The organism is Pseudomonas sp. QD4, from assembly GCF_049199125.1.
In the GTDB taxonomy this organism is placed as follows: Bacteria; Pseudomonadota; Gammaproteobacteria; order Pseudomonadales; family Pseudomonadaceae; genus Aquipseudomonas.
In genome coordinates, this window is the sequence record NZ_JBLZOM010000005.1 from 22,214 (window position 1) to 48,062 (window position 25,849).

General features: G+C 63.4%; 24 protein-coding genes and 1 pseudogene. 17 read left to right on the top strand and 8 right to left on the bottom strand.

Going from position 1 to position 25,849, the window contains the following annotated elements; all coding sequences use genetic code 11:
* The first annotated feature begins 29 nt into the window (after positions 1–29).
* Together ACOZJV_RS25775 and ACOZJV_RS25780 are read left to right on the top strand one after the other, a co-directional pair.
* Positions 30–1,043: a zinc-binding alcohol dehydrogenase family protein gene (locus tag ACOZJV_RS25775; protein WP_421548816.1), complete on the top strand. Its 1,014-nt coding sequence runs from the start codon at positions 30–32 to the stop codon at positions 1,041–1,043.
* 275 nt (positions 1,044–1,318) lie between these two features.
* Positions 1,319–1,498 carry a hypothetical protein gene (locus ACOZJV_RS25780; RefSeq protein WP_020299366.1) on the top strand — a complete coding sequence of 60 codons (180 nt, stop codon included), beginning with the start codon at positions 1,319–1,321 and terminating at the stop codon, positions 1,496–1,498.
* Position 1,499: 1 nt separating this feature from the next.
* On the opposite strand, the gene ACOZJV_RS25785 is transcribed toward ACOZJV_RS25780, so the two are convergent.
* Positions 1,500–2,696 (bottom strand): multidrug effflux MFS transporter, encoded by a 1,197-nt coding sequence (locus ACOZJV_RS25785; RefSeq protein ID WP_020299365.1) that lies wholly within the window; start codon positions 2,694–2,696, stop codon positions 1,500–1,502.
* A 95-nt stretch (positions 2,697–2,791) separates the two neighbouring features.
* Positions 2,792–2,989 (bottom strand): heavy-metal-associated domain-containing protein, encoded by a 198-nt coding sequence (locus ACOZJV_RS25790; RefSeq protein ID WP_020299364.1) that lies wholly within the window; start codon positions 2,987–2,989, stop codon positions 2,792–2,794.
* Between the two features lie 147 nt (positions 2,990–3,136).
* Between ACOZJV_RS25790 and ACOZJV_RS25795 the strand changes: the two genes are divergently transcribed.
* The 3 genes from ACOZJV_RS25795 to cueR all read left to right on the top strand — a co-directional run bounded on the left by ACOZJV_RS25795 (position 3,137) and on the right by cueR (position 6,443).
* Entirely contained in the window at positions 3,137–3,520 is a 384-nt protein-coding gene (locus tag ACOZJV_RS25795; protein WP_201129290.1) for a hypothetical protein, read from the top strand.
* Between the two features lie 116 nt (positions 3,521–3,636).
* Entirely contained in the window at positions 3,637–6,033 is a 2,397-nt protein-coding gene (locus ACOZJV_RS25800; RefSeq protein WP_421548817.1) for a heavy metal translocating P-type ATPase, read from the top strand.
* Positions 6,030–6,443, top strand: a complete 414-nt coding sequence (gene cueR / locus ACOZJV_RS25805) for a Cu(I)-responsive transcriptional regulator (protein ID WP_078469661.1) — start codon at positions 6,030–6,032, stop codon at positions 6,441–6,443. Before ACOZJV_RS25800 ends, cueR begins: the two co-directional genes overlap by 4 nt.
* 173 nt (positions 6,444–6,616) lie before the next feature.
* Here the strand turns inward: cueR and ACOZJV_RS25810 are convergent, their stop codons facing one another.
* Positions 6,617–7,513 (bottom strand): PA4780 family RIO1-like protein kinase, encoded by an 897-nt coding sequence (locus ACOZJV_RS25810; protein WP_020299360.1) that lies wholly within the window; start codon positions 7,511–7,513, stop codon positions 6,617–6,619.
* 645 nt (positions 7,514–8,158) lie between these two features.
* Here ACOZJV_RS25810 and ACOZJV_RS25815 point away from each other — a divergent pair.
* Together ACOZJV_RS25815 and ACOZJV_RS25820 are read left to right on the top strand one after the other, a co-directional pair.
* Positions 8,159–9,091, top strand: a pseudogene (locus ACOZJV_RS25815) (cache domain-containing protein); the annotation flags it as partial.
* Between the two features lie 129 nt (positions 9,092–9,220).
* Positions 9,221–9,949 carry a methyl-accepting chemotaxis protein gene (locus ACOZJV_RS25820; RefSeq protein WP_421548916.1) on the top strand — a complete coding sequence of 243 codons (729 nt, stop codon included), beginning with the start codon at positions 9,221–9,223 and terminating at the stop codon, positions 9,947–9,949.
* Positions 9,950–9,989: 40 nt separating this feature from the next.
* Here the strand turns inward: ACOZJV_RS25820 and ACOZJV_RS25825 are convergent, their stop codons facing one another.
* Positions 9,990–11,267 (bottom strand): acetyl-CoA C-acetyltransferase, encoded by a 1,278-nt coding sequence (locus ACOZJV_RS25825; protein WP_421548818.1) that lies wholly within the window; start codon positions 11,265–11,267, stop codon positions 9,990–9,992.
* A 185-nt stretch (positions 11,268–11,452) separates the two neighbouring features.
* Between ACOZJV_RS25825 and ACOZJV_RS25830 the strand changes: the two genes are divergently transcribed.
* Both ACOZJV_RS25830 and ACOZJV_RS25835 read left to right on the top strand, forming a co-directional pair.
* Positions 11,453–12,805, top strand: coding sequence for a 3-oxoacyl-ACP reductase (locus ACOZJV_RS25830; RefSeq protein ID WP_421548819.1), 1,353 nt, complete (start codon positions 11,453–11,455; stop codon positions 12,803–12,805).
* A gap of 2 nt (positions 12,806–12,807) precedes the next feature.
* Complete coding sequence (locus tag ACOZJV_RS25835) at positions 12,808–13,662, top strand: MaoC family dehydratase (protein ID WP_421548820.1); 855 nt, start codon at positions 12,808–12,810, stop codon at positions 13,660–13,662.
* A gap of 8 nt (positions 13,663–13,670) precedes the next feature.
* Here ACOZJV_RS25835 and ACOZJV_RS25840 read toward each other — a convergent pair whose 3' ends face one another.
* Positions 13,671–14,120, bottom strand: a complete 450-nt coding sequence (locus ACOZJV_RS25840; RefSeq protein ID WP_020299355.1) for a DMT family transporter — start codon at positions 14,118–14,120, stop codon at positions 13,671–13,673.
* 417 nt (positions 14,121–14,537) lie between these two features.
* On the opposite strand from ACOZJV_RS25840, the gene ACOZJV_RS25845 reads away from it, so the two are divergent.
* Complete coding sequence (locus tag ACOZJV_RS25845; protein WP_421548821.1) at positions 14,538–16,058, top strand: collagen-like triple helix repeat-containing protein; 1,521 nt, start codon at positions 14,538–14,540, stop codon at positions 16,056–16,058.
* Between the two features lie 191 nt (positions 16,059–16,249).
* Positions 16,250–17,917, top strand: coding sequence for a ShlB/FhaC/HecB family hemolysin secretion/activation protein (locus ACOZJV_RS25850; RefSeq protein WP_421548822.1), 1,668 nt, complete (start codon positions 16,250–16,252; stop codon positions 17,915–17,917).
* A gap of 182 nt (positions 17,918–18,099) precedes the next feature.
* On the opposite strand, the gene ACOZJV_RS25855 is transcribed toward ACOZJV_RS25850, so the two are convergent.
* From ACOZJV_RS25855 to ACOZJV_RS25865, 3 genes are all read right to left on the bottom strand, one after another.
* The gene (locus ACOZJV_RS25855) at positions 18,100–18,516 is read right to left on the bottom strand and encodes a response regulator (protein WP_043230252.1); all 417 of its coding nucleotides are present in this window, start codon (positions 18,514–18,516) and stop codon (positions 18,100–18,102) included.
* Positions 18,517–18,572: 56 nt separating this feature from the next.
* Positions 18,573–18,782, bottom strand: a complete 210-nt coding sequence (locus ACOZJV_RS25860; protein ID WP_078469698.1) for a Flp family type IVb pilin — start codon at positions 18,780–18,782, stop codon at positions 18,573–18,575.
* A gap of 79 nt (positions 18,783–18,861) precedes the next feature.
* Positions 18,862–19,068 (bottom strand): Flp family type IVb pilin, encoded by a 207-nt coding sequence (locus ACOZJV_RS25865; RefSeq protein WP_078469653.1) that lies wholly within the window; start codon positions 19,066–19,068, stop codon positions 18,862–18,864.
* Between the two features lie 336 nt (positions 19,069–19,404).
* On the opposite strand from ACOZJV_RS25865, the gene cpaB reads away from it, so the two are divergent.
* From cpaB to ACOZJV_RS25895, 6 genes are read left to right on the top strand one after another with little or no spacing between them, the layout of a single operon-like run.
* Positions 19,405–20,343, top strand: a complete 939-nt coding sequence (gene cpaB, locus ACOZJV_RS25870; RefSeq protein WP_078469652.1) for a Flp pilus assembly protein CpaB — start codon at positions 19,405–19,407, stop codon at positions 20,341–20,343.
* 18 nt (positions 20,344–20,361) lie between these two features.
* On the top strand, positions 20,362–21,606 hold the full coding sequence (locus ACOZJV_RS25875; RefSeq protein ID WP_078469651.1) for a type II and III secretion system protein family protein: 1,245 nt from the start codon (positions 20,362–20,364) through the stop codon (positions 21,604–21,606).
* Entirely contained in the window at positions 21,603–22,793 is a 1,191-nt protein-coding gene (locus ACOZJV_RS25880; protein ID WP_078469650.1) for a pilus assembly protein, read from the top strand. The genes ACOZJV_RS25875 and ACOZJV_RS25880 overlap by 4 nt, the downstream gene beginning before the upstream one ends.
* Positions 22,790–24,064: a CpaF family protein gene (locus ACOZJV_RS25885; protein WP_201129274.1), complete on the top strand. Its 1,275-nt coding sequence runs from the start codon at positions 22,790–22,792 to the stop codon at positions 24,062–24,064. The genes ACOZJV_RS25880 and ACOZJV_RS25885 overlap by 4 nt, the downstream gene beginning before the upstream one ends.
* Before the next feature lie 14 nt (positions 24,065–24,078).
* Positions 24,079–24,960 (top strand): type II secretion system F family protein, encoded by an 882-nt coding sequence (locus ACOZJV_RS25890; protein ID WP_078469648.1) that lies wholly within the window; start codon positions 24,079–24,081, stop codon positions 24,958–24,960.
* Position 24,961: 1 nt separating this feature from the next.
* A complete protein-coding gene (locus ACOZJV_RS25895) occupies positions 24,962–25,846 on the top strand; it encodes a type II secretion system F family protein (protein WP_078469647.1) in 885 nt (294 codons plus the stop codon).
* The last annotated feature ends 3 nt before the right edge of the window (positions 25,847–25,849 follow it).

A 25,849-nucleotide genomic window follows, 5' to 3' on the forward strand; every position in this document is an offset into this window, starting at 1 on the left:
CTCTTCGCCCCCTTCATCAGGAACCCAGCATGAAAGCCATCGCTTATTACAACGCCCTGCCGATCAACGACCCCAAGTCCCTGCAGGACATCGAACTCCCCGAGCCCGTCGCCGGCCCCCGTGATCTGCTGGTGGAAGTCAAAGCCATCTCGGTCAACCCGGTGGATACCAAGGTGCGCCAGAACGCCCAGCTTGAAGGTGGCGCGGCCAAGGTCCTGGGCTGGGACGTGGCCGGTGTGGTCAAGGCCGTGGGCAGCGAAGTCAGCCTGTTCAAGGCCGGCGACAAGGTGTTCTACGCCGGCTCCATCGCCCGTGCCGGCGGCAACAGCGAGTTGCACGTGGTCGATGAACGGATTGTCGGCCATATGCCCAAGACCCTGGGCTTTGCTGAAGCGGCGGCCCTGCCCCTGACCGCGATCACCGCCTGGGAGCTGCTGTTTGAACGCCTGCAGATCCGCGAAGGCCGCGAAGACGTGGGCCAGAGCCTGCTGATCGTCGGCGCCGCCGGTGGCGTGGGTTCGATCCTGACGCAGTTGGCCAGCCAGCTCACGGGGCTCAAGGTCATCGGCACCGCATCACGGGAGCAGACCCAACGTTGGGTCCAGGACCTGGGGGCCGACCTGGTGATCGATCACAGCCAGCCGCTGAGCGAAGAACTCAAGCGTGCCGGCCAGGCCAGCGTGACCCACGTCGCCAGCCTGACCCAGACCGACCTGCACCTGGACCAACTGGTGGAAGCCCTGGCCCCCCAAGGCAAGCTGGCGCTGATCGACGACCCGAAAAGCCTCGACGTGACCAAGCTCAAGCGCAAGAGCCTGTCGCTGCATTGGGAGTTCATGTACACCCGTTCGTTGTTCGAAACCCCAGACATGCAAGAACAGCATGTCTTGCTCAACCGCATCGCCGAGCTGATCGACGCCGGCACCTTGAAAACTACGGTCGGCGAGCACTTCGGCACCATCAATGCGGCCAACCTGCGGCGGGCCCATGCGCTGCTGGAAAGCGGCACGGCCAAGGGCAAGATTGTCCTCGAAGGCTTCTAAGAAACTGCTCACGATCTGCTGCGCTTAGCTCATGCGGCGTTAAAAACGGCTTCGAAATGCTCATTTAGGACCCTAAACTGCGCTTTCTCAGCCATTTTTGCCTTGCCTGAGCGTCGCTCGCTAGATCGTGAACAGGTTCTGAAGGCCGGGGCAGACGGCATTGCCGGAGGGGCAATGCCGTCAGTCCGAGAGTTGACGCTTGTCATATTCATGACCGTATTCGGGTCTACACTGGAGGCCTTTGCAACGCAGTCTTTTACCCGAGGAGGTCAGCAATGAAGATCCTGATAAAAGAATTGGCGAAACCCCAAGGCTCCCAATGGCAGGTCCGCCTGGACCAGCATGCGGTCACCTTTCGCAGCGAAGCCGAAGCCCGCGCCTTCGCTCAAACCCTGGAAGCCCGTCTGCAAGCCCCCCACCGATTCCCCGAAAGCCAGCAGCGCGCTGCCGGCTGAGTCAGAGCTTCGCCGCCTCAACTGCCCTGGCGTTTTGCAAACGCCGGGTGAGCACGGCCATCGTCACCGCGAGGATGCCGCACAGGCTGATCACCATGGCCATCGGCATGGCGCTGCCATCGTGCAGGAACCCCACCAGCCAGGCTGCCCCGGCCGCCACACTGAACTGCAGGCAACCGAGCAAGGCCGAGGCACTGCCGGCGCGTGCGCCCTGCCCGTTCATGGCGCATGCCGAGGCATTGGGAATAATGCAGCCAAGGCTGGCAATACACACAAACAGCGGCAGCAACAGCGGCCACAGCTTTTGCGTGTGCATTGAACTGATGCCCAGCAGGACCAGGGCCGCTGCCAGGTAAATCCACACCGTGCGCGCCAGCAGGAAGGTCGGGCCACGCTTGGCCAACAGCCGCGCATTGATCTGCGCCACCAGGATAAAACCGCCAGCGTTGATCCCGAAGAACCAGCCAAAATGCTCGGCCGGCACCTCATACAGCTTGATGAAGATAAAGGGCGAACCGGCAATGTAGGCAAACATCCCGGCGATCGCGATGCCGCCGGTCAGGGCGTGGCCGAGGAATATCCGGTCGGCCAGCAGGCGCCCGTACTGGCGCAACGAACCGGACAGCGGCTGGCGTGGCAGGCCGGCCGGCAGGCTTTCCGGCAAGCCCAGGGCCACCGCCAGACCGGACAGGGCACTGAACGCCGTGAGCATGATGAAGATCGACTGCCAGCCATAGAGGTTCACCAGCAGGCCGCCGAGCATCGGCGCCAGGATCGGCGCCAGGCCCATCACCAGCATCAGTTGGGAAAACACCTTGGCCGAACCCACGGCATCACATTTATCGCTGACCACCGCCCGGGAAATCACCATCCCTGCGCAACCGCCCAGGGCCTGGACGAAGCGTGCCGCAATCAACCACTCAAGGTTCGGCGCATAGGCACAGGCCAGCGACGCCAGGGTGAACAAACTGACGCCGACCAGCAACGGCATGCGCCGCCCGAAGCGGTCCGCCACCGGGCCATAGGCCAGTTGGCCGATGGACAGCCCCAGGAAGTAGGCCGCCAGGGTCAGTTGAACGTGTTTTTCATCGGTGCCAAACGCCAGCGCCATCGCCGGAAAAGCCGGCAGATAGAAGTCGATCGCCAGCGGGCCAAAGGCGCTCAAGGCGCCCAGAATCAGGATCGTGCGTAAATTCATCAGGCATCCAAGTCGAGCATCAGTCAGCAACCCGACAGTCTAGCCGCGCTTGGATGCCTTGAACATTCCGATAGGTCGCTACCTATCAAAAAGACTCAGGCCAATTGCACCTTGTAGCCTTCGCCGCTGATCAGGCCGATGACCTCGTCGTCGGTCAGCCGGCTTTGCACACCGACCTCCTTCGCGCCCAGGTCGACCTTGACCTCGGCCGCCGGGTCCTTGGCCTGAAGCACCTGGGTGATGGCCTTGACGCAGTGGCCGCACGACATACCTTGAACATTGAATACTTGCATGAGGTTGCTCCTGTTGTGAGGGTTGGACGCAGTCTCTTCCTTGCCACCATGGCAAGGTCAAGTTCTGCTTTGCGCTGCCGGGCTGGCAATCAGCGCCGCGCTCGGCCAAGCTTGACCCTCTATGACACGACAGTAGGAGATTCAGCCATGCGCTGGTCAGCTTTCAGCCTATTCAGCCTGCTTGGTTTATTGGCAGCCGCGCCTGCGGCCAGCGCCGCCGGGGAAGACTACGGGGTTCTGATCATTTCCAGGGAACGCCTGGAAGTCGCCACCTCCTGCGAAATCGGCCTGTACATCCAGGATCAGTTGGCAGGCCGACTGTTTCAGGAGCAGTCCGCCTCGTTCAACCTGCCGCCAGGCAAGGTTTCGCTGCGCCTGAAACTGCTGCCGGGCCAGGCCCCGGGTTGCAGCCCGGGCCTGCTTGCACCGGGTTCCCAGGACATTTCCCTGAGGGCCGGTGACGTCGTCAAATACCGCATCGCCATGAGCGAGTCCGGTATTTACCTCAAACCCGCCGCCCTGGGTTATTGAACGCGGGCCTCACACGGGGCCGGCGAGACAAATTGAAGCACCCCGCGTCATGGCGCTTGACCTTGCCCGCATGGCAAGGTTGATCCTGTAGGCAACTTTTACAGGGAGTGTCAGCGATGCCTGAATCAACCACCTTCGACCTGCCCATTGCCGGCATGACCTGCGCCAGTTGCGCCGGGCGCGTGGAGCGCGCCCTGAGCAAGGTCGTCGGCGCTCGCGCGGTCAGCGTCAACCTGGCCACCGAACAGGCCCGGGTCGAGGCGCCCACGGACAGCTTGCCGGCATTGCTGGAGGCGGTGCACAGCGCCGGCTACAGCGTACCGGCCCAGAGCCTGGAACTGAGCATCGGCGGCATGACCTGCGCCTCCTGCGCCGGCCGTGTCGAGCGGGCCTTGAACAAGGTGACGGGGGTCAGCCGCGTCAGCGTCAACCTGGCCAACGAACGGGCACATGTGGAGTTGCTGGGCCAGGTCGAGCCTGCGGTGTTGATAGACGCGGTGACCAAGGCCGGTTACAGCGCCAGCCTGTGGCAGGCCGACCAGAAAGCGCCCGATGACCAACAGCAACGCCTGCGCCGCGAACGCTGGACCCTGGTGCTGGCCATCCTCCTCGCACTGCCTCTGGTCCTGCCGATGCTGGTGGAACCCTTTGGCCTGCACTGGATGCTGCCGGCCTGGGCCCAGTTCGCCCTGGCCACTCCGGTGCAATTCATCTTTGGCGCGCGTTTTTACGTGGCTGCCTGGAAAGCCGTACGCGCCGGTGCCGGCAACATGGACCTGCTGGTGGCCCTGGGCACCAGCGCCGGTTATGGGCTGAGCATCTACGAATGGGCCACGGCGATGCATGGCCACACCCCGCACCTGTACTTCGAAGCCTCGGCCGTGGTGATCGCCCTGGTCCTGCTGGGCAAATACCTGGAGAGCCGGGCCAAGCGCCAGACCGCCAGCGCCATCCGCGCCCTGGAAGCCCTGCGTCCGGAACGAGCCATACAAGTGATCGACGGTCGCGAACAGGACGTCGCCATCAGTGCCCTGCGCCTGGGCGACCTGGTCATGGTCAAGCCGGGCGAGCGCTTCCCGGTGGACGGCGAAGTGATCGAAGGCCAGAGCCACGCCGATGAAGCCTTGATCAGCGGCGAAAGCCTGCCCGTGCCGAAACAGCCGGGCGACAAAGTCACCGGCGGTGCCATCAACGGTGAAGGCCGGCTGCTGGTACGGACCCTGGCCCTCGGTGCGGAAACCGTGCTGGCACGCATCATCCGCTTGGTGGAAGACGCCCAGGCCGGCAAGGCACCGATCCAGAAGCTGGTGGATCGGGTCAGCCAGGTGTTCGTCCCGGTTGTGATCCTGCTGGCAGCGGTGACCCTGATCGGCTGGTGGCTATACGGCGCACCGCTGGAAACCGCCGTGATCAACGCCGTCGCGGTACTGGTCATCGCCTGCCCCTGTGCCCTGGGCCTGGCCACGCCGACCGCCATCATGGCCGGCACCGGGGTCGCCGCCCGCCACGGCATTCTGATCAAGGATGCCGAAGCCCTGGAACGCGCCCATGAAGTCAGCGCCGTGGTATTCGACAAGACCGGCACCCTGACCTCCGGCACACCGCGCATCGCCCACCTGCGCGCGGTGGATACCGATGAAAGCACCCTGCTGCAATTGGCCGGCGCCCTGCAACGTGGCAGCGAACACCCGCTGGCCAAGGCGGTGCTTGACCTGTGCGCCGAACGTCAATTGCCGGTGGCCGACGTCACCTCCAGCCAGTCGCTGACCGGACGCGGCATCGCCGGCAGCCTCGACGGCCGACAACTGGCCCTGGGCAACAAGCGCATGCTCGAAGAAAGCGGCCTGAGCGCCGGCGACCTGGCCGAGTCGGCCCAGGCCTGGGAGACCGAGGGCCGGACCTTGTCCTGGCTGATCGAGCAAAGTCCGCAACTGCGGGTCCTGGGCCTGTTCGCCTTTGGCGACACCCTCAAGCCGGGCGCCCTGCAAGCGGTGCAACAACTCAACGCACGCCATATCAGCAGCCACCTGCTGACGGGCGACAACCGTGGCAGCGCCAAAGTCGTGGCCGAGGCCCTGGGCATCACCGATGTGCATGCCGAAGTGCTGCCGGCGGATAAAGCCGCCACCGTCGCCGAACTGAAGAAAACCGGGGTGGTGGCCATGGTCGGCGACGGCATCAACGACGCCCCGGCCCTGGCGGCCGCCGACATCGGTATTGCCATGGGGGGCGGCACCGACGTGGCGATGCATGCGGCCGGGATCACCCTGATGCGTGGCGATCCGCGCCTGGTGCCTGCGGCCCTGGAGATCAGCCGCAAGACCTATGCGAAAATCCGCCAGAACCTGTTCTGGGCCTTCGTCTATAACTTGATCGGCATCCCGCTGGCGGCCTTCGGCCTGTTGAATCCGGTGCTGGCGGGCGCGGCGATGGCGCTGTCCAGCGTCAGCGTGGTCAGTAACGCCCTGCTCTTGAAGACCTGGAAACCCAAAGACCTGGAGAAGCTGGAATGAACATCGGCCAAGCAGCCAGCCACAGCGGCCTGAGCGCGAAGATGATCCGTTATTACGAATCCATCGGCTTGCTCAAGCCGGCCCATCGCAGCGACAGCGGCTACCGCCTGTATGGCGAGGATGACCTGCACACCCTGGCCTTTATCAAGCGTTCGCGGGATTTGGGGTTTTCCCTGGAGGAAGTCGGCAAGCTGCTGACCCTGTGGCAGGACCGCCAGCGGGCCAGCGCCGATGTCAAAGCCCTGGCTCGGCAGCATATCGACGAGTTGAACCAGAAGATCCGCGAACTGGCCGCGCTGCGCGACACCTTGCAGGACCTGGTGGAGCATTGTCAGGGCGATCATCGACCGGACTGTCCGATTCTCAAGGAATTGGCGTCGGGTAGCTGCTGCGAGCCTGTTCCGGCCTGAGGCACAGCTGTAGCCGCTGCCGAAGGCTGCGCTGGCCCCCTGCAACGCTCTTCATACCGCTGACCTTCCATAGCGGCCCGTCCAACCACCGTCCGAACGCCGCCCAAGCCTTCGGCAGCGACTACAGAACCAGGGGCAAAAAAAATCCGGCTAAGGCCGGATTTTTTTGAGGCTTACTGCATCCAGGGCGGAGGCGGCGGCTCTTCGGACTTGCCGGGAGGCGCATCGTCAGCCGCACGGACCGCTTGCCGGCGTTCTTCGTCGAGACGCGCTGCTTCGATCTCGCGCATGATCCCGCCGACATCTGCCAGCTCTTCCGGTTCGTCGAACTCACCGGTCAGGACGCTGGCCGGGTGCAAGGTCCCGGCTTCGTACAGGGCCCACATTTCCTTGGCGTACTTGGTGCGCTTGAGCTCCGGGGCAAAGCGCCCGAAGTAGGACGCCATGTTGCCGACGTCACGCTCCAGCATGCTGAACGCGTGGTTGTTGCCCGCCGCATCCACCGCCTGTGGCAGGTCGATGATCACCGGACCGTCCGGCGTCAGCAGCACGTTGAACTCGGAAAGGTCACCGTGCACCAGGCCGGTACACAACATCAGCACAATCTGCGAGATCAGGAACGCGTGATATTCACGGGCCTGGTCCGGCTCCAGCACCACGTCATTGAGGCGCGGGGCGGCGTCGCCGTATTCGTCGGCCACCAGTTCCATCAACAACACGCCTTCGAGGAAATCGAACGGCTTGGGCACTCGCACGCCGGCACTCGCCAAACGGAACAAAGCCGCCACTTCAGCGTTCTGCCAGGCATCCTCGGTTTCTTTACGACCGAACTTGGAGCCCTTGGCCATGGCTCGCGCCTGCCGGCTGTTACGCACCTTGCGGCCTTCCTGATACTCGGCCGCCTGACGAAAACTTCGTTTATTCGCCTCCTTGTAAACCTTGGCGCAACGTAACTCGTTGCCGCAGCGCACCACATAAACAGCTGCTTCTTTACCACTCATGAGTGGGCGCAGCACCTCGTCGACCAGACCGTCCTCGATCAGGGGTTCAATGCGTTTTGGAGTCTTCATCAGCTTTTATTGTGGGTCCTTTATTACCGAACACGCGAATGTCACTCGTTATACGGCAATCCTCGCATGGCGGGGAGAGGTTGCCGACCTATGAACCGCAGATAGCAACGGTAAAGATGCACTCAATGTGCCAGATAAATCGAACACATCAGCCGACGCCTATCGACCGACGCAGATCATAGCCCAGTGGCAGCCAGGCCGTGGGGATGCAAGTCGCAGACATTTCCAATAGAGGCCGAGATATTTTTCCTTGTTTAGCGGAGGAATTTTCTCGAAGCACCTCAATTTTCCCTTTATGCAGCCGAAGTCATCAGGGACAAAAGGAGTTTGTTCGACAATCCGATAGAGACGTCAGCACCCGGCATTGGTTCGCCCTGCCTCGCTCGATGCCCGCCCAACGGACGCAAATCACCGCATTGTTTAAAGCTGCCGTTAATCCGCGAGTCATGTGCACGTCGTGGGCCCACAAGAAAAAACTCTGGAGCGCGGATGAACATCAAACAGAAACTGACCTGGGCGTTTGCAATCATCGCCTGCTTGCCGGTGGTGCTGGTCGCCACGCTCGTGGTGCTGAACCTGCGCAGCGAGGCCAAGGACAATTTCGTCGACGGCAGCGCCCGGGAGATCCGCCAGGTCAGCAACGCCATGCAGCTGTTTTTCGAGGGCATCAGCCAGAACGTCGATTACCTGGCCAGCCAACCCTTGGTCAAATCGGCCGACGCCAGCGTGAAAAGCCGTGTCGGCGCCGATGCCGCGCAACTCCCCGACGGCGAGCTGGACAAGCAGTTGTTTGATCTGTTCGCCAGCCTGGCCGCCAGCCATCCCGCGTACTCCTATGTGTCCTACGGCCTGTCCAGTGGCGGTTACGCCTTCTGGCCCGGGGACCCGAAAATGTCCAACTATGACCCGCGCATCCGCCCCTGGTACAAGACCGCCATGGCCAACCCGGGCAAGACCGTACGGACCGCCGCCTATTACTGGGCCGGTGACGACGCCGTGCTGGTCAGCACCGTGCGCGCCGTGGCCAACCAGCTGGGCGCCCAAGGCGGCGTGGTCAACATCGACGTGTCGCTCAAGCAGCTCACCGAGATCGTCAAGCAGATCAAACTGGGCGAGTCCGGCTACCTGATGCTCCTGGAAAACACCGGCACCGTGCTGGTGGACCCGAAACTGCCGGAACACAACTTCAAGGCCCTCGACAGCCTCGGCGCGGGTTATGCCCAACTGGCCAAGGCCGGCAAGGGCCTGGTGGAGGTCGAACTCAATGGCGAACGCTACATGGCCAACGTCTGGCCGTCGGAGCAATTGGGCTGGACCTTTATCGGCCTGATCAAGCAGAACGAAGTGATGGGCGCAGCGACCCAACTGACCTGGTTGATCGCAATCATTGCCGGCGTGCTGGCGGTGCTGTTCGCGGTGGTGGGCGCCAGTTTCGCCAGCGTGATCGTGCGCCCGATCCGCAGTGTGGCCAGCGGCCTCGAAGGCATTGCCCAGGGTGAAGGCGATTTGACGCAGAACCTCAACATCCGGGGCAGCGATGAAACCGCGCAACTGGCCAACTGGTTCAACCAGTTCCTGACCGCGATCCGCAACCTGATCCAGAGCATCGGCCAGGCGGCGAACAAGATTCTCGCCACCTCCCGCAGTTCGACCCAGGTCTCCAGCGACATGGCCGAAGCCGCCGGACGCCAGCGCGAAGCCGTGGACATGGTCTCCACCGCGTTCCACGAAATGGTCGCCACCGCCAACGAAGTCGCACGCTCCTGCAGCCAGGCCGCCGAGTCGGCCGACAGCGGCCAGCGCCAGGCCCGGGAAGGCCAGCAGCAGATCGACGCCGCCGTGCACAGCGTCGATCAGTTGAGCCAGGAAATCGAACAGTCGGCGCAGTCGATGCAACAACTGGAACGCGACAGCAATGACATCCAGTCGATCCTCGGCACCATCCGCTCAATTGCCGAACAGACCAACCTCCTGGCCCTGAACGCGGCCATTGAAGCGGCCCGTGCCGGTGAACAGGGCCGCGGCTTTGCCGTGGTGGCCGACGAAGTGCGCGCCCTGGCCAAACGCACTGCCGATTCCACCGCGGAAATCGACGGCCTGCTGGGCAACCTGGCCAAGCGCACCAGTGCGGTGACCCAGCAGATGCACGCCAGCCTGGAAGTGTCGCAGCAGTCGGTGAGCCGTATCGGTCTGGCGCGCAGCAGCTTCGGGCAGATCCGCGAGTCGGTGGACGTGATCCGCGACATGAACACCCAGATCGCCACCGCCGCCGAAGAACAGCATCAGGTGGCGGAAGACATCAACCGCCACATCAGCCAGATCCATGGCGATGCGCAGTTGGTGGCGGAACTGGCCAACTCGGCGCGCCTGGACTCCCAGAGCCTCGCCGGCTTGTCCGATGAACTGGACAGCCTGGTCCGCCGCTTCAAGACCTGATGCAAGCGGCGCCTGCACCTATCCTGCAGGCGCCCCCCCTTCAGCGCTCGACAATCGCCGTCACGCCCTGGCCACCGGCGGCGCAGATCGAGATCAGCCCGCGCCCCTGCCCTGCCACCTCCAGCAACTTGGCCAGATTGGCCACGATGCGCCCGCCCGTGGCCGCAAACGGGTGCCCCGCCGCCAGCGAACTGCCCTTGACGTTGAGGCGACTGCGGTCGATAGCCCCCAACGGTGCCTCAAGTCCGAGGCGGTTTTTGCAGTAGTCCGCGTCTTCCCAGGCCTTGAGGGTGCACAGCACCTGGGCTGCGAACGCCTCATGGATTTCGTAGTAATCAAAGTCCTGCAGCGTCAGCCCATTGCGCGCCAGCAAGCGCGGCACGGCATACACCGGTGCCATCAGCAGGCCTTCGGCGCCGTTGACGAAATCCACCGCCGCCGCCTCGCCATCACGCAGGTAGGCCAGCACCGGCAAGCCGCGTTCTTTGGCCCATGCTTCGCTGCCTAGCAGCACCAGAGAAGCACCATCGGTCAGCGGTGTGGAGTTGCCGGCGGTCAGGGTGCCCTTGGCGCTGCGCTCGAACGCCGGCTTGAGGCTGGCGAGTTTTTCCAGGGTCAGGTCCGGGCGCAGGTTGTTGTCGCGGGTCAGGCCAAGAAAGGGCGTGATCAGATCGTTGTGCCAGCCTTCGGCGTAGGCCGCGGCCATTTTTTGATGGCTTTCCAGGGCCAGTTGGTCCTGCTCGGCGCGGGGGATGTTCCAGGTCTGCGCCATCAGTTCGCAATGCTCGCCCATGGACAGCCCGGTGCGGGGCTCGCCATTGCGCGGCAGCTCGGGCTTGAGGTGATGGGGACGCAACTGGAGAAAGGTCTTGAGCTTGTCGCCCAGGCTCTTTTCCCGATTCGCCTGCAGCAGAATTTTGCGCAAGCCCTCATTGACCCCGATCGGCGCGTCGGAGGTGGTGTCCACACCGCCGGCAATCCCGCACTCGATCTGCCCCAGGGCAATTTTATTGGCCACCAGCAACGCGGCTTCCAGGCCGGTGCCGCACGCTTGCTGAATGTCATAGGCCGGCGTGGTCGGCGCCAGGCGCGAGCCGAGCACGCATTCGCGGGTCAGGTTGAAATCCCGCGAGTGCTTGAGCACCGCCCCCGCAGCGACCTCCCCCAGGCGCAGGCCGTGCAGGTTGTAGCGTTCGATCAGTCCCTCGAGCGCTGCGGTCAACATCGCCTGGTTGCTCGCGGTGGCGTACGGGCCGTTGGAGCGGGCAAAGGGGATGCGGTTACCGCCGATAATCGCGACGCGGCGCAGCTGAGTCATGGAAAGCTCCCTATTCTGTGAGTGCGACAACCCACAAGCGTAGGTTGTATCTCGTGGATCGAACGACTGAAGGCCCGAGGTGGTCCACAGTCTTAACCCCCCAGCAACCAGGCTGAGAGTGGACCGGGCGCCGAACGCGTTCAGCACGCAGTAGTTTTCAGACAGCCTGAATCGGAGAGCATTCCATGTCTGACCGTTATATCGACTTCGCCAATTCGGCCTTCGGCCATCGTCTGGTCTCGGCCATTGGCCTGCCGTCACCGGTACGTCTGGAGCGCTGGCAGGCCGGTCGCCTGCGGCCCATCGACGGCGCCCTGCTGATCGGCGGCGGGCCGCTGGCGCAGCAGGTGGGCGAGTTAGCCAAGCGCCTGACCGATGCCACCTATCACTACGGCAACGACCCCAGCCTGGGCACCCCATGGATTCCCGGCCACGGGCCCAAGCTCAAGGCGGTGGTGTTCGATGCCAGTGACCTGGTCCACACCGACCAGCTCAAACAGTTGCGCGAGTTCTTCCAGCCGCTGATGAAAAACCTCGATCACAGCCCCCATCTGGTGATTCTCGGCCGCGCCCCGGAAACCATTGACCAGCCCTTTGCCGCCAGCGCCCAGCGAGCACTGGAAGGCTTCAGCCGTTCCCTGGCCAAGGAGCTGCGCGATGGCGGCACCCTGCAGTTGTTGTACGTGGGGGCCGGTGCCGAAGAACAGCTGGAAGGGGCGCTGCGGTTTTTCCTGTCGCCCAAGAGCGCGTTCGTCTCCGGCCAGGTCGTGCGCCTGCAGGCCTGCGCGGCCCAGGTGCAGGATTGGAGTCGCCCCCTGGCCGGGCGCAAGGCCCTGGTCACCGGGGCCGCCCGGGGCATTGGCGCCTCGATTGCCGAAACCCTGGCCCGGGATGGCGCCGACGTGGTGCTGCTGGACGTGCCCCCGGCCAAGGCCGATCTTGAAGCCCTGGCCGCACGCCTGGGCGGGCGCAGCATTACCCTGGACATCTGTGCCGCCGACGCTGCCGAGCAATTGATCGAACAGTTGCCCGATGGCATCGACATCGTGGTGCACAACGCCGGCATCACCCGCGACAAGACCCTGGCCAACATGACGCCCGAATTCTGGGATGCGGTGCTGGCGGTCAACCTCAATGCGCCGCAGGTCCTGACCCAGGCCCTGCTCGACAGCGGAACCCTGCATGACGAGGGCCGGGTGATTCTGCTGGCCTCCATCAGCGGCATCGCCGGCAATCGCGGGCAGACCAACTACGCCGCGAGCAAGGCCGGTCTGATCGGCCTGGCCCAGGCCTGGGCGCCGCTGTTGCAGCAACGCACCATCAGTATCAACGCGGTGGCACCGGGCTTTATCGAAACCCAGATGACTGCACATATTCCCTTCGCCCTGCGCGAAGCCGGGCGTCGCATGAGCTCCCTGGGCCAGGGCGGCCTGCCTCAGGACGTCGCCGAAGCCGTGGCCTGGCTGGCCCAGCCCGGCAGCGGCGCGGTCACCGGACAAGCCCTGCGCGTCTGCGGGCAAAGCGTATTGGGAGCATGACTATGGCTGAGCATTGGCACCAACTCGACGCCCCACCCAAGCTGCCCGAGCTGTACCTGCGGGCCGCCCTGCGCCGCAAGATCACCGGCACCGAGCTCCCCGAATCCGGCCTGCAGTTGTGGCTGGATGTCGAGCCCAGCAACCTTGCGGCCTATCGCAAGGTCTGCGGCTTTGCCGAGAACGGCCTGCTGCCGCCCACTTATCCACACGTGCTGGCGTTCGCCCTGCAGATGCAATTGCTGACCGCCAGGGACTTTCCGTTTCCGTTGCTGGGGCTGATTCACCTGGCCAACCGGATCCGTGTCATCCGCCCCTTGGGGGGTATCGGCCGGCTGCAGGTCGGGGTGCGGGTGCGCAATCTGCAAGCCCATGCCAAGGGCGCGGTGTTCGATGTCATCACCCAGGTCGACGACCAGCTTGGCCCATTGTGGGAAGCCGAGAGTCGGATGCTGTGCAAAGGTGTGGAGCTGCCCGGTACGCCGCCGGCCGATAGCCTGCAGGCATCCGCCGCCCTTGAAGAGTTGACGCGCTGGCCAGCCCCGGCGGACATCGGTCGGCGCTATGCCAAGGTGTCCGGGGACTACAACCCGATCCACCTCAGTGCTGCGAGTGCCAAACTGTTCGGCTTCCCCCAGGCCATCGCCCATGGCCTGTGGAACAAGGCACGTACCCTGGCCGCGCTGGCCGAGCATCTGCCGGCGGCGAACATCGAGATTGCAGTGGAGTTCAGGAAACCGGTGCGCCTGCCCAGCGAGGTCACGCTCCTGAGCAGCGCGCCGGGCTCAAGCGGCGATCTGCAACTGATGGGTGCAGGCGAGTTGCAGCACATGTTGGGCACTTGGCGCCCGATTGCCTGAGGGGCGTCTCAACCGCGACGAATCAGGAACACCCCCGCCAGGATCAACACCAGCCCGGCGGCCTTGCCGACACTGATCGGAGCCTCGCGAAAACCGGCCCAGCCGAAGTGGTCCAGGGCCAGCGCCATGCCCAGCTGGCCCGCCAGGACCAGGGACATAAACAGCATGGCGCCGATCCGCGGGCCGGCGAAGGCCGCCGTGGTGATGAAAAAAGCCCCCAGCAGGCCACCGCACCAATGCCACCAGGTCAGGCCCTTGAGCGCCCCCAGGCTCGGCACTTCACGCTGCATCATCACCAGCACCAACAGGGCCAGGGTCCCGACAAAAAAGGAAATCAGGGCGGCGGCCAGCACACTGCTGACCTGTTTGGCCAACTGGCCATTGATTCCGGCTTGCAGGGGCAAAAAGGCGCCGGCAATAAAAGGCAGGCACAACAGCCACCAGACTGGGGCGGGCATAGGGAACTCCGGCAGGATTTTTGGCTGCGCAGTATAGGTTAATCCGCCCGGCGATAAAGATGGGTGTAACGGGCCAACACTTTAACCCCCCTCACCCAGCGCCTTGAGCGCTGAATCCAATGATTAATTGTATATATATAACTTAAGTTTTAAGCCGCCCCACACCCGCCGGCAGAAAACTGACAGCCTTTGATTTATAAGGATTTTATCGCGAAACAATACCGTCACCCCTACCCTTGGTATTAGTCACTACGCAAGGTCTGAGAGCGAATATATAAGTTGTTAATACCAAGTTGAGAATGGTGGGAAACAGCCCCTGAGCCTTTTATGTAGACAACGGACGAAGGCATCCCCAGCGACAGAACTGGAGAGCTATCGAAAACAACGAACGTTGTACAGGTGCAAGGAATTTCTCTCATGAACACTCAAGTTTGGTTGAAAGCAAGCACAGCAGTAGCCCTTATCCTCTCTCTCAGCCTGGCAGGCTGCAGCAGCGGCGGTGGCGGCCACAAAAGCAGTTCCAGCAGCTCCGCCCCTGACAGCACCACCGGTACCGGCGGCGGCACTGGCGGTGGCACCGGTGGAGGCACAGGCGGCGGTACAGGCGGTGGCACTACCACCCCACTGGTCACCAGCAGCCTGGTGTCCACCGTTGGTAGCACCGTCAGCGGCGTAGGCAATGGCGTCAGCGACTTGGGCGACTCCCTGGCCGCGGTTCCAGTGGTCGGCGGCGTGGTCCAGAGCGCTGTCAATACCACCGGCAATGTGGTCGACACCGTGGGTTCGAGCTTGACCAACGGCCTCGGCAAACTGGGTACCGACCCTAAAGCCGTGAGTAAAACCACAGCCGTGGTGGGCAATGTAGTGAGCGATGTCGGCAACGGTGTTTCCGACCTCAGCGGCAAACTCGCCACCACGACCCAAAGCGTTCCCGTGGTAGGTGGCATCGTCACCAAAGTCGCTCCGGTCCTGGACGGCGTGGGGGACAAGGTGACCATGCTCGGCAACACCCTGAATACCGTTACCAGCAGCGGCCCGGTCGGCAACTTGACCGATGGCGTGGGCAACAATGTCCTGGTGCCCGTGGTCACCCTGGCTGAAGGCCTGACCGGCAAAGTCGGCAGCGCAACCGGTCTCGGCGCTCCGGTCAAAGGGGTACTCAACGGGGTCGCCCAGGCTGTGGACGGTGTCGGCGATAAGGTCACCGATGCCGGCGATGGCAACCCGCTCACCGATACCCTCGGTGGCGCCCTGAGCAACGTCGGCACCGCGGTCGGCAAAGTCGGCGGCTATGTCAGCCCCAACGGCACTGGCACAGGTACTGGAGGCACCGGCAACAACAACGGCCTGCTGGAAACCGTGGGCGGCGCAGTGGCCAATCTGAGCAATGGCCTGAACGCCGGCAGCAACAATGGCGTGGTCAGCGCTGGCGGCGTGGCCGGTGCCTCGATCGGCGGCCTGATCGCTTCGGTCGGTGGCGCCCTCGGCGGCAGCGGCAGCCCGAACCTGGTGGTCAGTGCTCCTCTGGCCAGTGTCGGCGGCAACTTCGGCTCGGCGCTCAACCCGGTCACCAGCAGCGTCACCGGCCTGACTCAACAAGTCGGTGCAGCCACCGGCCTCGGCGGCCCGGTCAGCGGCCTGCTGGGCCAAGTGGGCGGCGCAGTCAGCGGCGTCGGCACCACCCTCAGCGCCGGCAACGGCAATCCAGTGGCCGGTGCCCTGGGCCAAACCGTCACCAGCCTGGGCGGTGCCGTGGCCTCGGTCGGTGGCCTGGTCAACGGCGGCACAGGCGGTGCCGGTCTGGGTGGTCTGGGTGGCTTGACCGGTAGCCTGGGTGGCAGCGCCAGTGTCGGTGCGGGAGCCGGGGTCGGCGTCAGCGGTGGCCTGGGTGGCGTATTGGGTGGCTTGACCGGCGCACTGGGCGGCGGCAAAAAATAAATTGCACCTGGCCGATTCGACGGCCTTACCTACAGCGCCTACGCTTGGTTGGGACGAGAGATTCAGATGAGTCTCTCGTCTTTTTCTTTTTGGAGCAGGACAGTTTTGCGTTTCCCATCTCGACCAAGATCCTGACGGACGACTCGACTGAAGATTTTTCGCGATGCTGCGGTTTGACCATGGAGTGTCCTATGCGCGCTTTGGCTTCCTTGCTGTTACTGGGCTTTTGCTCTTACGTTCACGCTGACTCCCTCCCGCGTTTTCTCAATGGCAACGACACCATCCGCAATCTGCCCCAGCCCAACCTGCCGGCCGATGCCTATCGCCCGGCCACCCCGCAATTGCAGTTGCCGGAGCCGAGTGCCGCTCAGGGGCAGCCCCTGATGACGGGGACCAAGGTCACCATCCGCAAGCTGCAGATCGAAGGCGGCACCGTCTACCCCCTCGAAGAACTGGCGGCGATCTACCAACCGCTGATCGGGCACGAAAGCAACCTTGGCGCGCTGATCGAGGCCACGCGCAATATCACTCGCCGCTACCAGCAGGACGGTTACCTGCTGTCCTACGCCTTCCTGCCCCAGCAGAATTTCGACCAGGGCCTGGTACGCGTGGTACTGGTGGAGGGCTATATCAAGGACTACCAGTTGCAGGGCGATATCGGCCCGGTCTCGGCCTACCTGGACAAACTGGTGGCCAAGCTCAAGGCCGAACGGCCACTGACGCGCAAGACCTTCGAGCGCTACACCACCCTGATGAGCCGGGTGCCAGGGGTGACCCTGCAAGCACAGGTTCCGCCTCCCGGCACCACCGATGGCGCGACTTACCTGATTGCCCAGGCCAGCCGCAAACCGTTCACCAGCACCCTGGGCACCACCGAGGACAACCGCAACGGCCTGCAGGCGTTGCTGGGAGTGAGCAGCAACTCGCAGACCTCCATGGGCGAGCAATTGGGCATCAGCGGGCTGTTTCCGCCAGGCAAGGACCACGAAAAGTACTACCGCGTGGACTACAACCAGTTCATCAACGCCGAAGGCACCCAACTGGTGCTCTACGGCACCCGCTACCGTGCCGACCCACGCGCCAGCCTGCAATTGGGCAACGGCCTGGAGCTGGACCCGCACCGCGAGAACGATCGTTTTTCCATCGGCCTCACCCACCCCTTCATTGCCTCGCCCAACGAAATGCTCAGCGCCGGCGCACGCTTGTATGCGATCAACGACAAGACCCGCTACAAGGTAAACGGCACATCGCTGACCCTGGATGAAAAAACCAACACCCGCGCCGTAGCCTTTGAAGGCGACTGGAGCAAATCCGACCCGCGCCAACTGCGCATCCTCAGCGCCGGGGTGTACCAGGGCATCGATGGCATGGGGGCCAAGACCGACAACAAGCTGGACCTGGACTTCTTCCGCCTGCGCCTGGCCGGGGTGCAGAGTGACAAGTTTCTCGACAATTGGCAGGGGGTGATGTCGGCCGCGCTGTACTGGACCGACGACACCGTGCCAGACAGCGAACGCGCGACTTTCGGCGGGCAGAACTTCGGCCGTGGCTACCCGGACGACCAGGGCCTGGGCGACAAGGGTTGGGGCGTGGCCTATGAAGTGAACTACAGCTTCTATCGCGAAGGCGCCTGGGTCAGGGTGCTGCAACCCTACGTGGTGCTGGACCGGGCGAAGACCTGGTTCAACGAACTGCAGATCAAGGGCAGCGATATGTCTTCGGCCGCGGCAGGCCTGCGCTTCGGTGACGCCAAGTACTACAACATCGCCCTTGAGGTCGCCAAGCCGATGTCCGATGAAGCCCTGGACACTTACAACCGGCGCCCACGCTACACCTTGAGCTTCAGTTACCAGCTTTAGTTGAACACCCCCACAAAAACAACCCGCGCCAGGCGGGTTGTCTTGTTGTTATTCATTCATATGTTGCAGACGGTTTTCCCAGGAACCTGAGTAGCCTGTTGCTACTTGAAAGTATCGACAGGCTTACAAACTTTTCCGCTCGTCCTCAACTAGCCGACACCCAGCCATTGGATCACCTGCATCTAGTGAGGCCCCACCAAGTGCAACTTAGGCTGGGGAAACAAGTTGTCGAGGGTTTCCAGCAGGCGCACGTGATAGATGGGTTTGCGAAACAGATCCAGTACCTGGAGTCGTAACAGGTCGCTGACATCATCCATGTCGGCGTGCCCGGACGTGACAATCACCGGCAGGTGCTGGCGCGAGGTGTGCTCGCGCAGGCGCCTGATCAACGACAGGCCGCTTTCCTCCGGCATGCGCAGGTCGGTGATGACCAATGCGATATCCGGATGGCGCGTGAGGTGGGCCAGGGCGAGTTTTACCGAGGTTGCGGTGAAGCAGCAAAAGCCTTCGCCTTCCAGCAGCTCGGCCAGTTCAAGCACTGCATCCTCCTCGTCGTCCACGAGGAGAAGCTGCTGGCGTGGAGACGATGAAGCAGTCATGAGCAACACCTTGGCGCTGAATATTGGGAAACCTTGATCGCAGGCAACAATCGACCTCAAGGCACCGTTGGTCGTGTCACCGCCGTGCCTTGCAGAGCCACCAGCAGGTTGTTGAATATCGCTACAACGCGGTCGCCCACGGGGGTCACGAAGACCAATACCACCACAGCGACCATGGCGATCACGATTGCATACTCAATCGCAGAGGCGCCTTCGGTGCAGAGCAGCCAAAGGCGCATGCGCAGTACAAGATAGTCAAGAATCATGGACAGACCCCGTAGCGACCAACCAGCCGGCAACCCGATGCTCCCGGCTGATTACATCATCAAGATCAACGAGCGGCTGTCATGGGGTTGGACGAGTGACCGCGGTACCTCCCAGGGCGACCAGAACGTTGTTGAAAATGGCCAGGACCCGTGCGCCCATTGGGGTCACGAAAGCCACCACGACAACCGCCACCATCGCTACCACAATCGCATATTCGATCGCTGAGGCACCTTCGGTTCGGTCGAAGAAAAGACGTGCTCTGAGTATCAGATATTGAAGAATCATCTTACTTCTCCTTGCGCCAAGGGCGCCGATATAACACTACTGCGCTGCAACATTGACCTTCTTTGCAACCAGAGCATTGTCAACAATCGGCCGACCTACAACTGTAAGAACTGATTAATCACTAAGTATTAATTGGAAGGTTGACGCCAGAAAACCTTGATTCAATGGCGCCCATCATACTTTCGTTAGTTATTTTCAGAGGAGTAATGGCGTTTCGTCCTAGCTGGGCTACCTTCAAATAGCGAAATAGTTGCATGTTCATAGCTGCCTTATTTGCGATGTTGAGTCATTTGCAAGCGCAGGCTTAGTAGTGCAGCAGGAAAGGGAGAACCTAATATGAACAGTCGCGTCACCATGATTCTGGCTGGGCTGCTGCTGTTGGGTGCGGTGTTCGTCGGTTACTGGGGCTTGGTTGTCAGCCGCCAGCCCCCGCCGCCGGCTCCGGTCGCCCAGCCCGCCACCCCTGGTACCGTGGAAAAAACCGTCGCCACGGCCGAGGACCAGACCCGCCAACCGGTGGTGGTCCTGGCCCATGATGTGCCGCCGTTTGTCGCCCTCAGCGCTGCCGACCTGACCCTGGAGCGGCTGCGCACAGTGCCGCCCGGCAGCCTTACCAGCATCGACCAGGCCGTCGGGCGCACGCCCTGGCGCCAGTTGGCCGGCGGCACCTGGCTCAGCGACGAAAGCTTCACCACCGGCGGTGCCCTGGCCCGCATGATCCACCCCGATGAACGGGCCCTGGCAGTCGCGGTAGACGAGGTGATAGGCGCCGCCGGCCAACTGAGCCCGGGGGATTACGTCGATGTGCTGCTGTTCCTGCGCCAGGACGCCACCAACCTCCAGCAATCGGCCCAGATTGCCGTCCCGGCGATGCGGGTACTGGCCGTCGGCGACCAGCTGGGCCTGACCAACGACGGCAAACCGGCATCCCCGGCGCTGAGCGTCGATGAACGAATCAAGCAGGACCAACGGCGGCTGGCCGCACGCACGGTGGTGCTGGCAGTGCCGGAACAACTGCTGAGTCGGATGATGCTCGCCACCCAGGTCGGCACCCTGCGCCTGGCCGTGCGCAGCAGCGAGGAGCAGCGCCTGGCGCGCTACTGGGCCGGGGATCAGGACTCCCTGGCCAATATCGATGCCGCCAACAGCAACCTGTTCCAGTTCACCCAACTGGCCCTTGGCAGCGGCCCCGCGAGCCCGGCGACGCATGGCGGCGGAACCCGCCGTGCGGTCGAGGTGATTCGCGGTAACCAGGTCACCCAACAAACTCCCTGATTGAGCAAGGATGCACACATGCGCAGTCGTTCCATGCTGATGTCCCAAGCCGCACTCCTGACCCTGATGCTGGCCAGCCAGCCTATGGGTCAAGTGCTGGCCGCCAGTACCGCAGGCTGCGGCGGCCTGGCGCCGTTACCCGCCGTACTGCAAATCGGCGAAGGCCTGCAGCAGGAGCTGCAGTCACCGGTAGCCATTACCCGGCTGGCGGTGGGCGACCCGAAAATCGCCGACGTCCACCCCAACGGCGACAAGGCGTTCCTGCTGACCGGCATGGCGCCGGGCGCCACCACCCTGATGGTCTGGACCGCCTGCGCCAGCACCCCGCGCCAGAGCATGGTGTTCGTCCAGGGCCGGGCGACGACCGACATGACCGGGCGCGTGGCCCTGGCCTCGCAAGACCCTCTGCTGCCGAGCCAGGTCCAGACCGATATCCGCTTTGTCGAGGTCAGCCGCACCAAGCTCAAGGAAGCCAGCACCTCGATCTTCGGCCGTGGTAGCAACTTCCTGTTCGGCGCCCCGGGAACCGCGCCCAATACCGGCGGCACCACTCCCACTTTCGGTGGCGCGCGGACCAACATTCCTCTGGACAACGGCAGCTTCAACCTCGGTTTCGGCAACGGCCGGGTACTGACCCTGATCAACGCCCTTGAGGGCAGCGGCTTTGCCTACACCCTGGCGCGCCCCAGCCTGGTGGCCCTCAGCGGACAGAGTGCAAGCTTCCTGGCCGGGGGCGAGATTCCGATTCCGGTACCCAGTGCCGGCAGCGACAGCGTCACCATCGAATACAAGGAATTCGGCATCCGCCTGACCCTGACCCCGACCATCGTCGACAACCAGCGCATCAGCCTGAAAGTGGCCCCGGAAGTCAGCGAGCTTGACTACAGCAACGCCGTGACCATCGCCGGCACCCAGGTTCCGGCGCTGACCATACGCCGCACCGACACCAGTATTTCCCTGGCCGACGGCGAGAGCTTCGTCATCAGCGGCCTGATCAGCACCCGCAACAGCTCCCAGGTCAACAAATTCCCGGGCCTGGGCGATATCCCGGTACTGGGTGCGTTCTTTCGCGACACCAACATCAGCCGCGAAGAACGCGAGCTGCTGATGATCGTCACCCCGCACTTGGTGCAGCCGCTGGCGGCCGATGCCCGGCTGCCATCCCTGCCCGGCGAACGCCTGCGCAACTACGACCCTAACTTCTACCGCATGTTCTTCCTGGAAAACGGTAACTTCGATAAACGCAGTGGGTTATCGCAATGAGCCAAAGCCTGAGCCAGACCTTTCTTGCCATCACCCGCAACGACACCGACCTGGAGTGGCTGCAAGGCGCCCTCGCGCCCCTGGGCCAGGTGGTGAGTGCCGGCGGCGGCAGCCTCGACGAGTTGCTGGCCCTGGTCGACGTCACGTTCGCCAACCTGGTGTTCATCGGCCTCGACCGCGAGCACGTCGTGGCCCAGTCGGCCTTGATCGAGGGCGCCCTGGAGGCGAAGCCGATGCTGGCCATCGTCGCGCTGGGCGACGGCATGGACAATCAACTGGTGCTCAATGCGATGCGCGCCGGCGCACGGGATTTCGTCGCCTATGGCTCGCGCTCCAGCGAAGTCGCCGGCCTGGTCAGGCGCCTGAGCAAACGCTTGCCCCCGGTGGCGCCGAGCACTCTGCTCGGCGGCCTGACCGTGCTCTACGGCACCAAGAGCGATACCGACGGCGCCCTGATCTCCAGCCATCTGGCGCTGGTGGTGCAAAAAAGCGGACAGCAGACCCTGCTGCTGGACCTGGGCCTGCCTCCGGGTGACAGCCTGGCGCTGTTGGGCCTGGAAAGTTCGTTCCACTTCGGCGATGCCCTGCGCCATCTGCGCCGCCTGGATTCGACCTTGATCGACAGCGCCTTTACCACCGCCGAGGCCGGCCTGCGGATTCTCGCCTATGCGGCCAATGACGAGCCCCTCGATCGCACCAGCGCCGCCGAGCTCTACATGCTGCTAAGCGCTCTGCGCCAGCACTTCCAGCACATTGTGGTGAACCTCACCGGGCAGCCCGACAGCGAGGCCCTGCGCACGTTTGTCAGCCATTGCGACAAATTGCTGTGGTCTACCGACCAGAGCGTTCTGGACTGCCGGCGCAATCTGGCGGTGCTCAATCTGTGGCGCGAAAAAGGCATGAAACTGGACCATGCACGGCTGCTGGTGGACCGCTACCTGCGCAATGTCGCCCCGGACTCCGACACCCTGGGCAAGACCTTCGGCCTGGAAGTGATCGCAGCCCTGGCCCATAGCCCGGAGGTGCGCCTGAACGCCAAGAACCAGGGAGTCACCCTGTTTGAAATGGCCCCCCGGGAAAACCTCACCCAATCCCTGCGCGTTCTTGGCGAACGCCTGGCCAAGCGCTCCGAAGGCCTGGCCAAACCCAAGTCCAACTGGTTCAACCGCATGCGAGGAACCAAATGAACGGAGAAAAACTGTTCGGCGCACAATCGCGCGGCCCGGTCGGCAACACCGACCATGAAGGGCTGAAACTGGTCCTGCATCGCTACATCATCGACGCCATCGAAGAGTCCGGAAAAAACCTGCTGGAAGGCTCGCGGCAGAACCTTTCACAGTTCGTCACCGACAAGGTGGCGGAGTACATCGCCCGCATGCACTTAGCCATCTCCCGCTATGAAATGGAGCGCCTGGCCGAAGAGATAGTCGATGAGCTGACCGGCTTCGGCCCGCTGGAAGTGTTGCTTCGGGACCCGGCCGTCACCGAGATCCTGGTCAACGGCCCGCACCGGGTGTTCGTCGAACGCGACGGCGTGCTGCACCAGAGCGACCTGCGGTTCATCGACGCGCACCATGTCGAACGGGTGATGCAACGAATCCTCGCGCCCCTCGGCCGACGCCTGGATGAGTCCTCGCCGATGGTGGATGCGCGCATGCCCGATGGCAGCCGGGTCAACGCCATCATCCCGCCGATCGCCCTCGACGGGCCCTGCCTGTCGATTCGGAAGTTTCGCAAGGACATGCTCAAGAGCGCCGATCTGGTGGCCATGCAGACCATCGACCAGGCGATCTTCGAGTTTTTCCAGGAGGCCGTGAGCAAGCGCTGCAACATCCTCATCAGCGGCGGGACCGGGACCGGCAAGACCACTTTGCTCAACATCCTCAGCCAGCTGATCAACCCGCACCAACGCCTGGTCACCATCGAGGACGTGGCCGAACTGCAACTGGGCCACCCCCATGTGGTGCGCCTGGAAACCCGTCCGCCCAATGCTGAAGGCCATGGCGAAGTGAAAGCCAGCGACCTGATCCGCAACGCCCTGCGGATGCGCCCGGACCGGATCATCCTCGGCGAGATCCGCGGCGTCGAAGTGCTCGACGTACTGACCGCGATGAACACCGGGCACGACGGCTCCATGAGTACGGTGCACGCCAACACCGCCCAGGACGCCTTGCTGCGCCTGGAAACCCTGGTGGGCCTGACCGGGCGCCAGATCGCCGAACGTACCCTGCGCCAGATGATCTGCGCCGCGCTGGATGTGGTGATTCAGCTGACGCGCATGCCCGATGGCCGGCGCTGTGTCAGTGAAGTGGTGGAGGTGGTGGGTGTGCGCGATGACATTTACGTCACCAACACCCTGTTTCGACTCGATCGACGCAACGGCTTCGGTTTCCTGCGCGAGGCGATCAACCCGGCGGGCGACAAGCTGCGTCGCGAACATGACCTGAGCCTTAACTGAGGCGGAGCGAGCCCATGATCGGTCCCTTGCTGGCCCTGATTTGCCTGGTGCTCCTGGGCCTCTCGCTGTGGCTGTTCTACAACGGCATCCGCAAGACCAACACCGAAAAGGTGCTCAATCGCCTGGCCGAAGGACAGCCGGAACTGGTGCCGGAGAAAACCACCTGGACTGGCCTCGAACGGGCCTTCCTGCGGGCCGGCCTGGGACGGCCCACCGAACGCCTGGGGCTGTGGCTGGCCCTGTGGGCGCTCTCGGTGCTGCTGGCCCTGGCAGCGGCGGGCTGGGTCGGCGCACTGTGCCTGGTGCTGTTGCCGCCCCTGGCATTGCGCACCTACGTCGCCTGGCTGTACAAGCGCCGGATCAAACGCATGATCGAGCAGTTGCCGCAGTTGCTCGACCACACCGTGCGCAGCCTGAAATCCGGACGCACCCTTGCCGACGCGGTACTGGGCAGCATCGACGCCAGCAGCCCGCCGCTAAAAACCGCCATGGGCCGGGTCGAGCGCAACGTGCAACTGGGGGTCAACCTGCCGGAGGCGCTGCATGATTTTGCCGAGCTGTACGATCAGGACGAACTGCGCATGTTCGCCCTCGGGCTCAAGGTCAATCACCGTTATGGCGGCAACGCCAGCGAGCTGCTGGAAAACCTGATCAAGCTGATTCGCGAGCGCGACCAGGGCGCACGGCAACTGCGCGCACTGACCGGTGAAACCCGCATGACCGCCTGGGTCCTGGGCGCCTTGCCGTTGCTGCTGGTGGCGTACTTCATGGCCACCAACCCGGGCTACATGCTCGGCATGTGGAACGACCCGAGCGGCAGGACCATGCTGATCACCGCCATTCTCCTGCAAGCCTTCGGCTGCCTGGCGCTGTGGCGCATGTTGCGGAGTATCTGAGATGGCCCTCCTGGCAAGTGCCCTGCTGTTTCTCGGCGCCCTGTTACTGGTCGCCAACAGCCTGCTGGAACAACGCCGGCGCGAACGCCAGGTGACCCAGCGCCTGCAAGGCCATATGGTGCGCGACAACCGCCTGAGCAGTTGGCTGCGGATACTGGGGGACAGCCGCTTCGGCCAGCGCTCGGTGAGCATCGACAGCGAGACCCTGACCCTGCTCAACCGCATGGGCTGGCGCCGCGCCAGCCAGCGCTCGTTGTTCGCCGCCTGCCAGGTCGGCGTGCCGCTGCTGGTGCTGGGCGTGGCGCTGTTTGTCCAGGAGCTGCTGTTTCCCCAAGCCGACAACAAATGGCTGGCACCGCTGCTGGCGGCGGGTGCCGGCTACCTGATTCCAAAGCGGGCCCTGGCCTACCTGGCCAAGCGCCGGCAGAAACTGATCGCGGTCGAGGTCTCCACCTTTATCCCGCTGCTGCGCATCCTCTTCGAGTCGGGCATGGCGGTGGAGCAGGCGTTGCGCGTACTGGCCAGCGAAGGGCAAAAACTTCTGCCGCAATTGACCCACGAGTTGCGCCTGATCCTGACCCGGGTCGACTCCGGGCTGGAGCTGGGCCACGAATTGAACCAGACCGCCGTGCTGCTGGCGGTCGATGAATTCACCGACACCTGCGTGATCCTCCAGCAATTGATCCAGCAGGGCGGCGGCGCGATGAAATCGCTGCAGTCGCTCAAGCAGTTGCTCGACGATCGGCGCCTGACGCGCCTGCAGGAATACATCTCGAAAATGTCGGCCAAGATGTCGGTGGTGATGATGCTGTTTCTATTCCCGGCCTTGCTGATCGTATTGGCAGGGCCTGGATTCACCGCCATCGCCCGGGCTTTTGCTTCCTAGAGG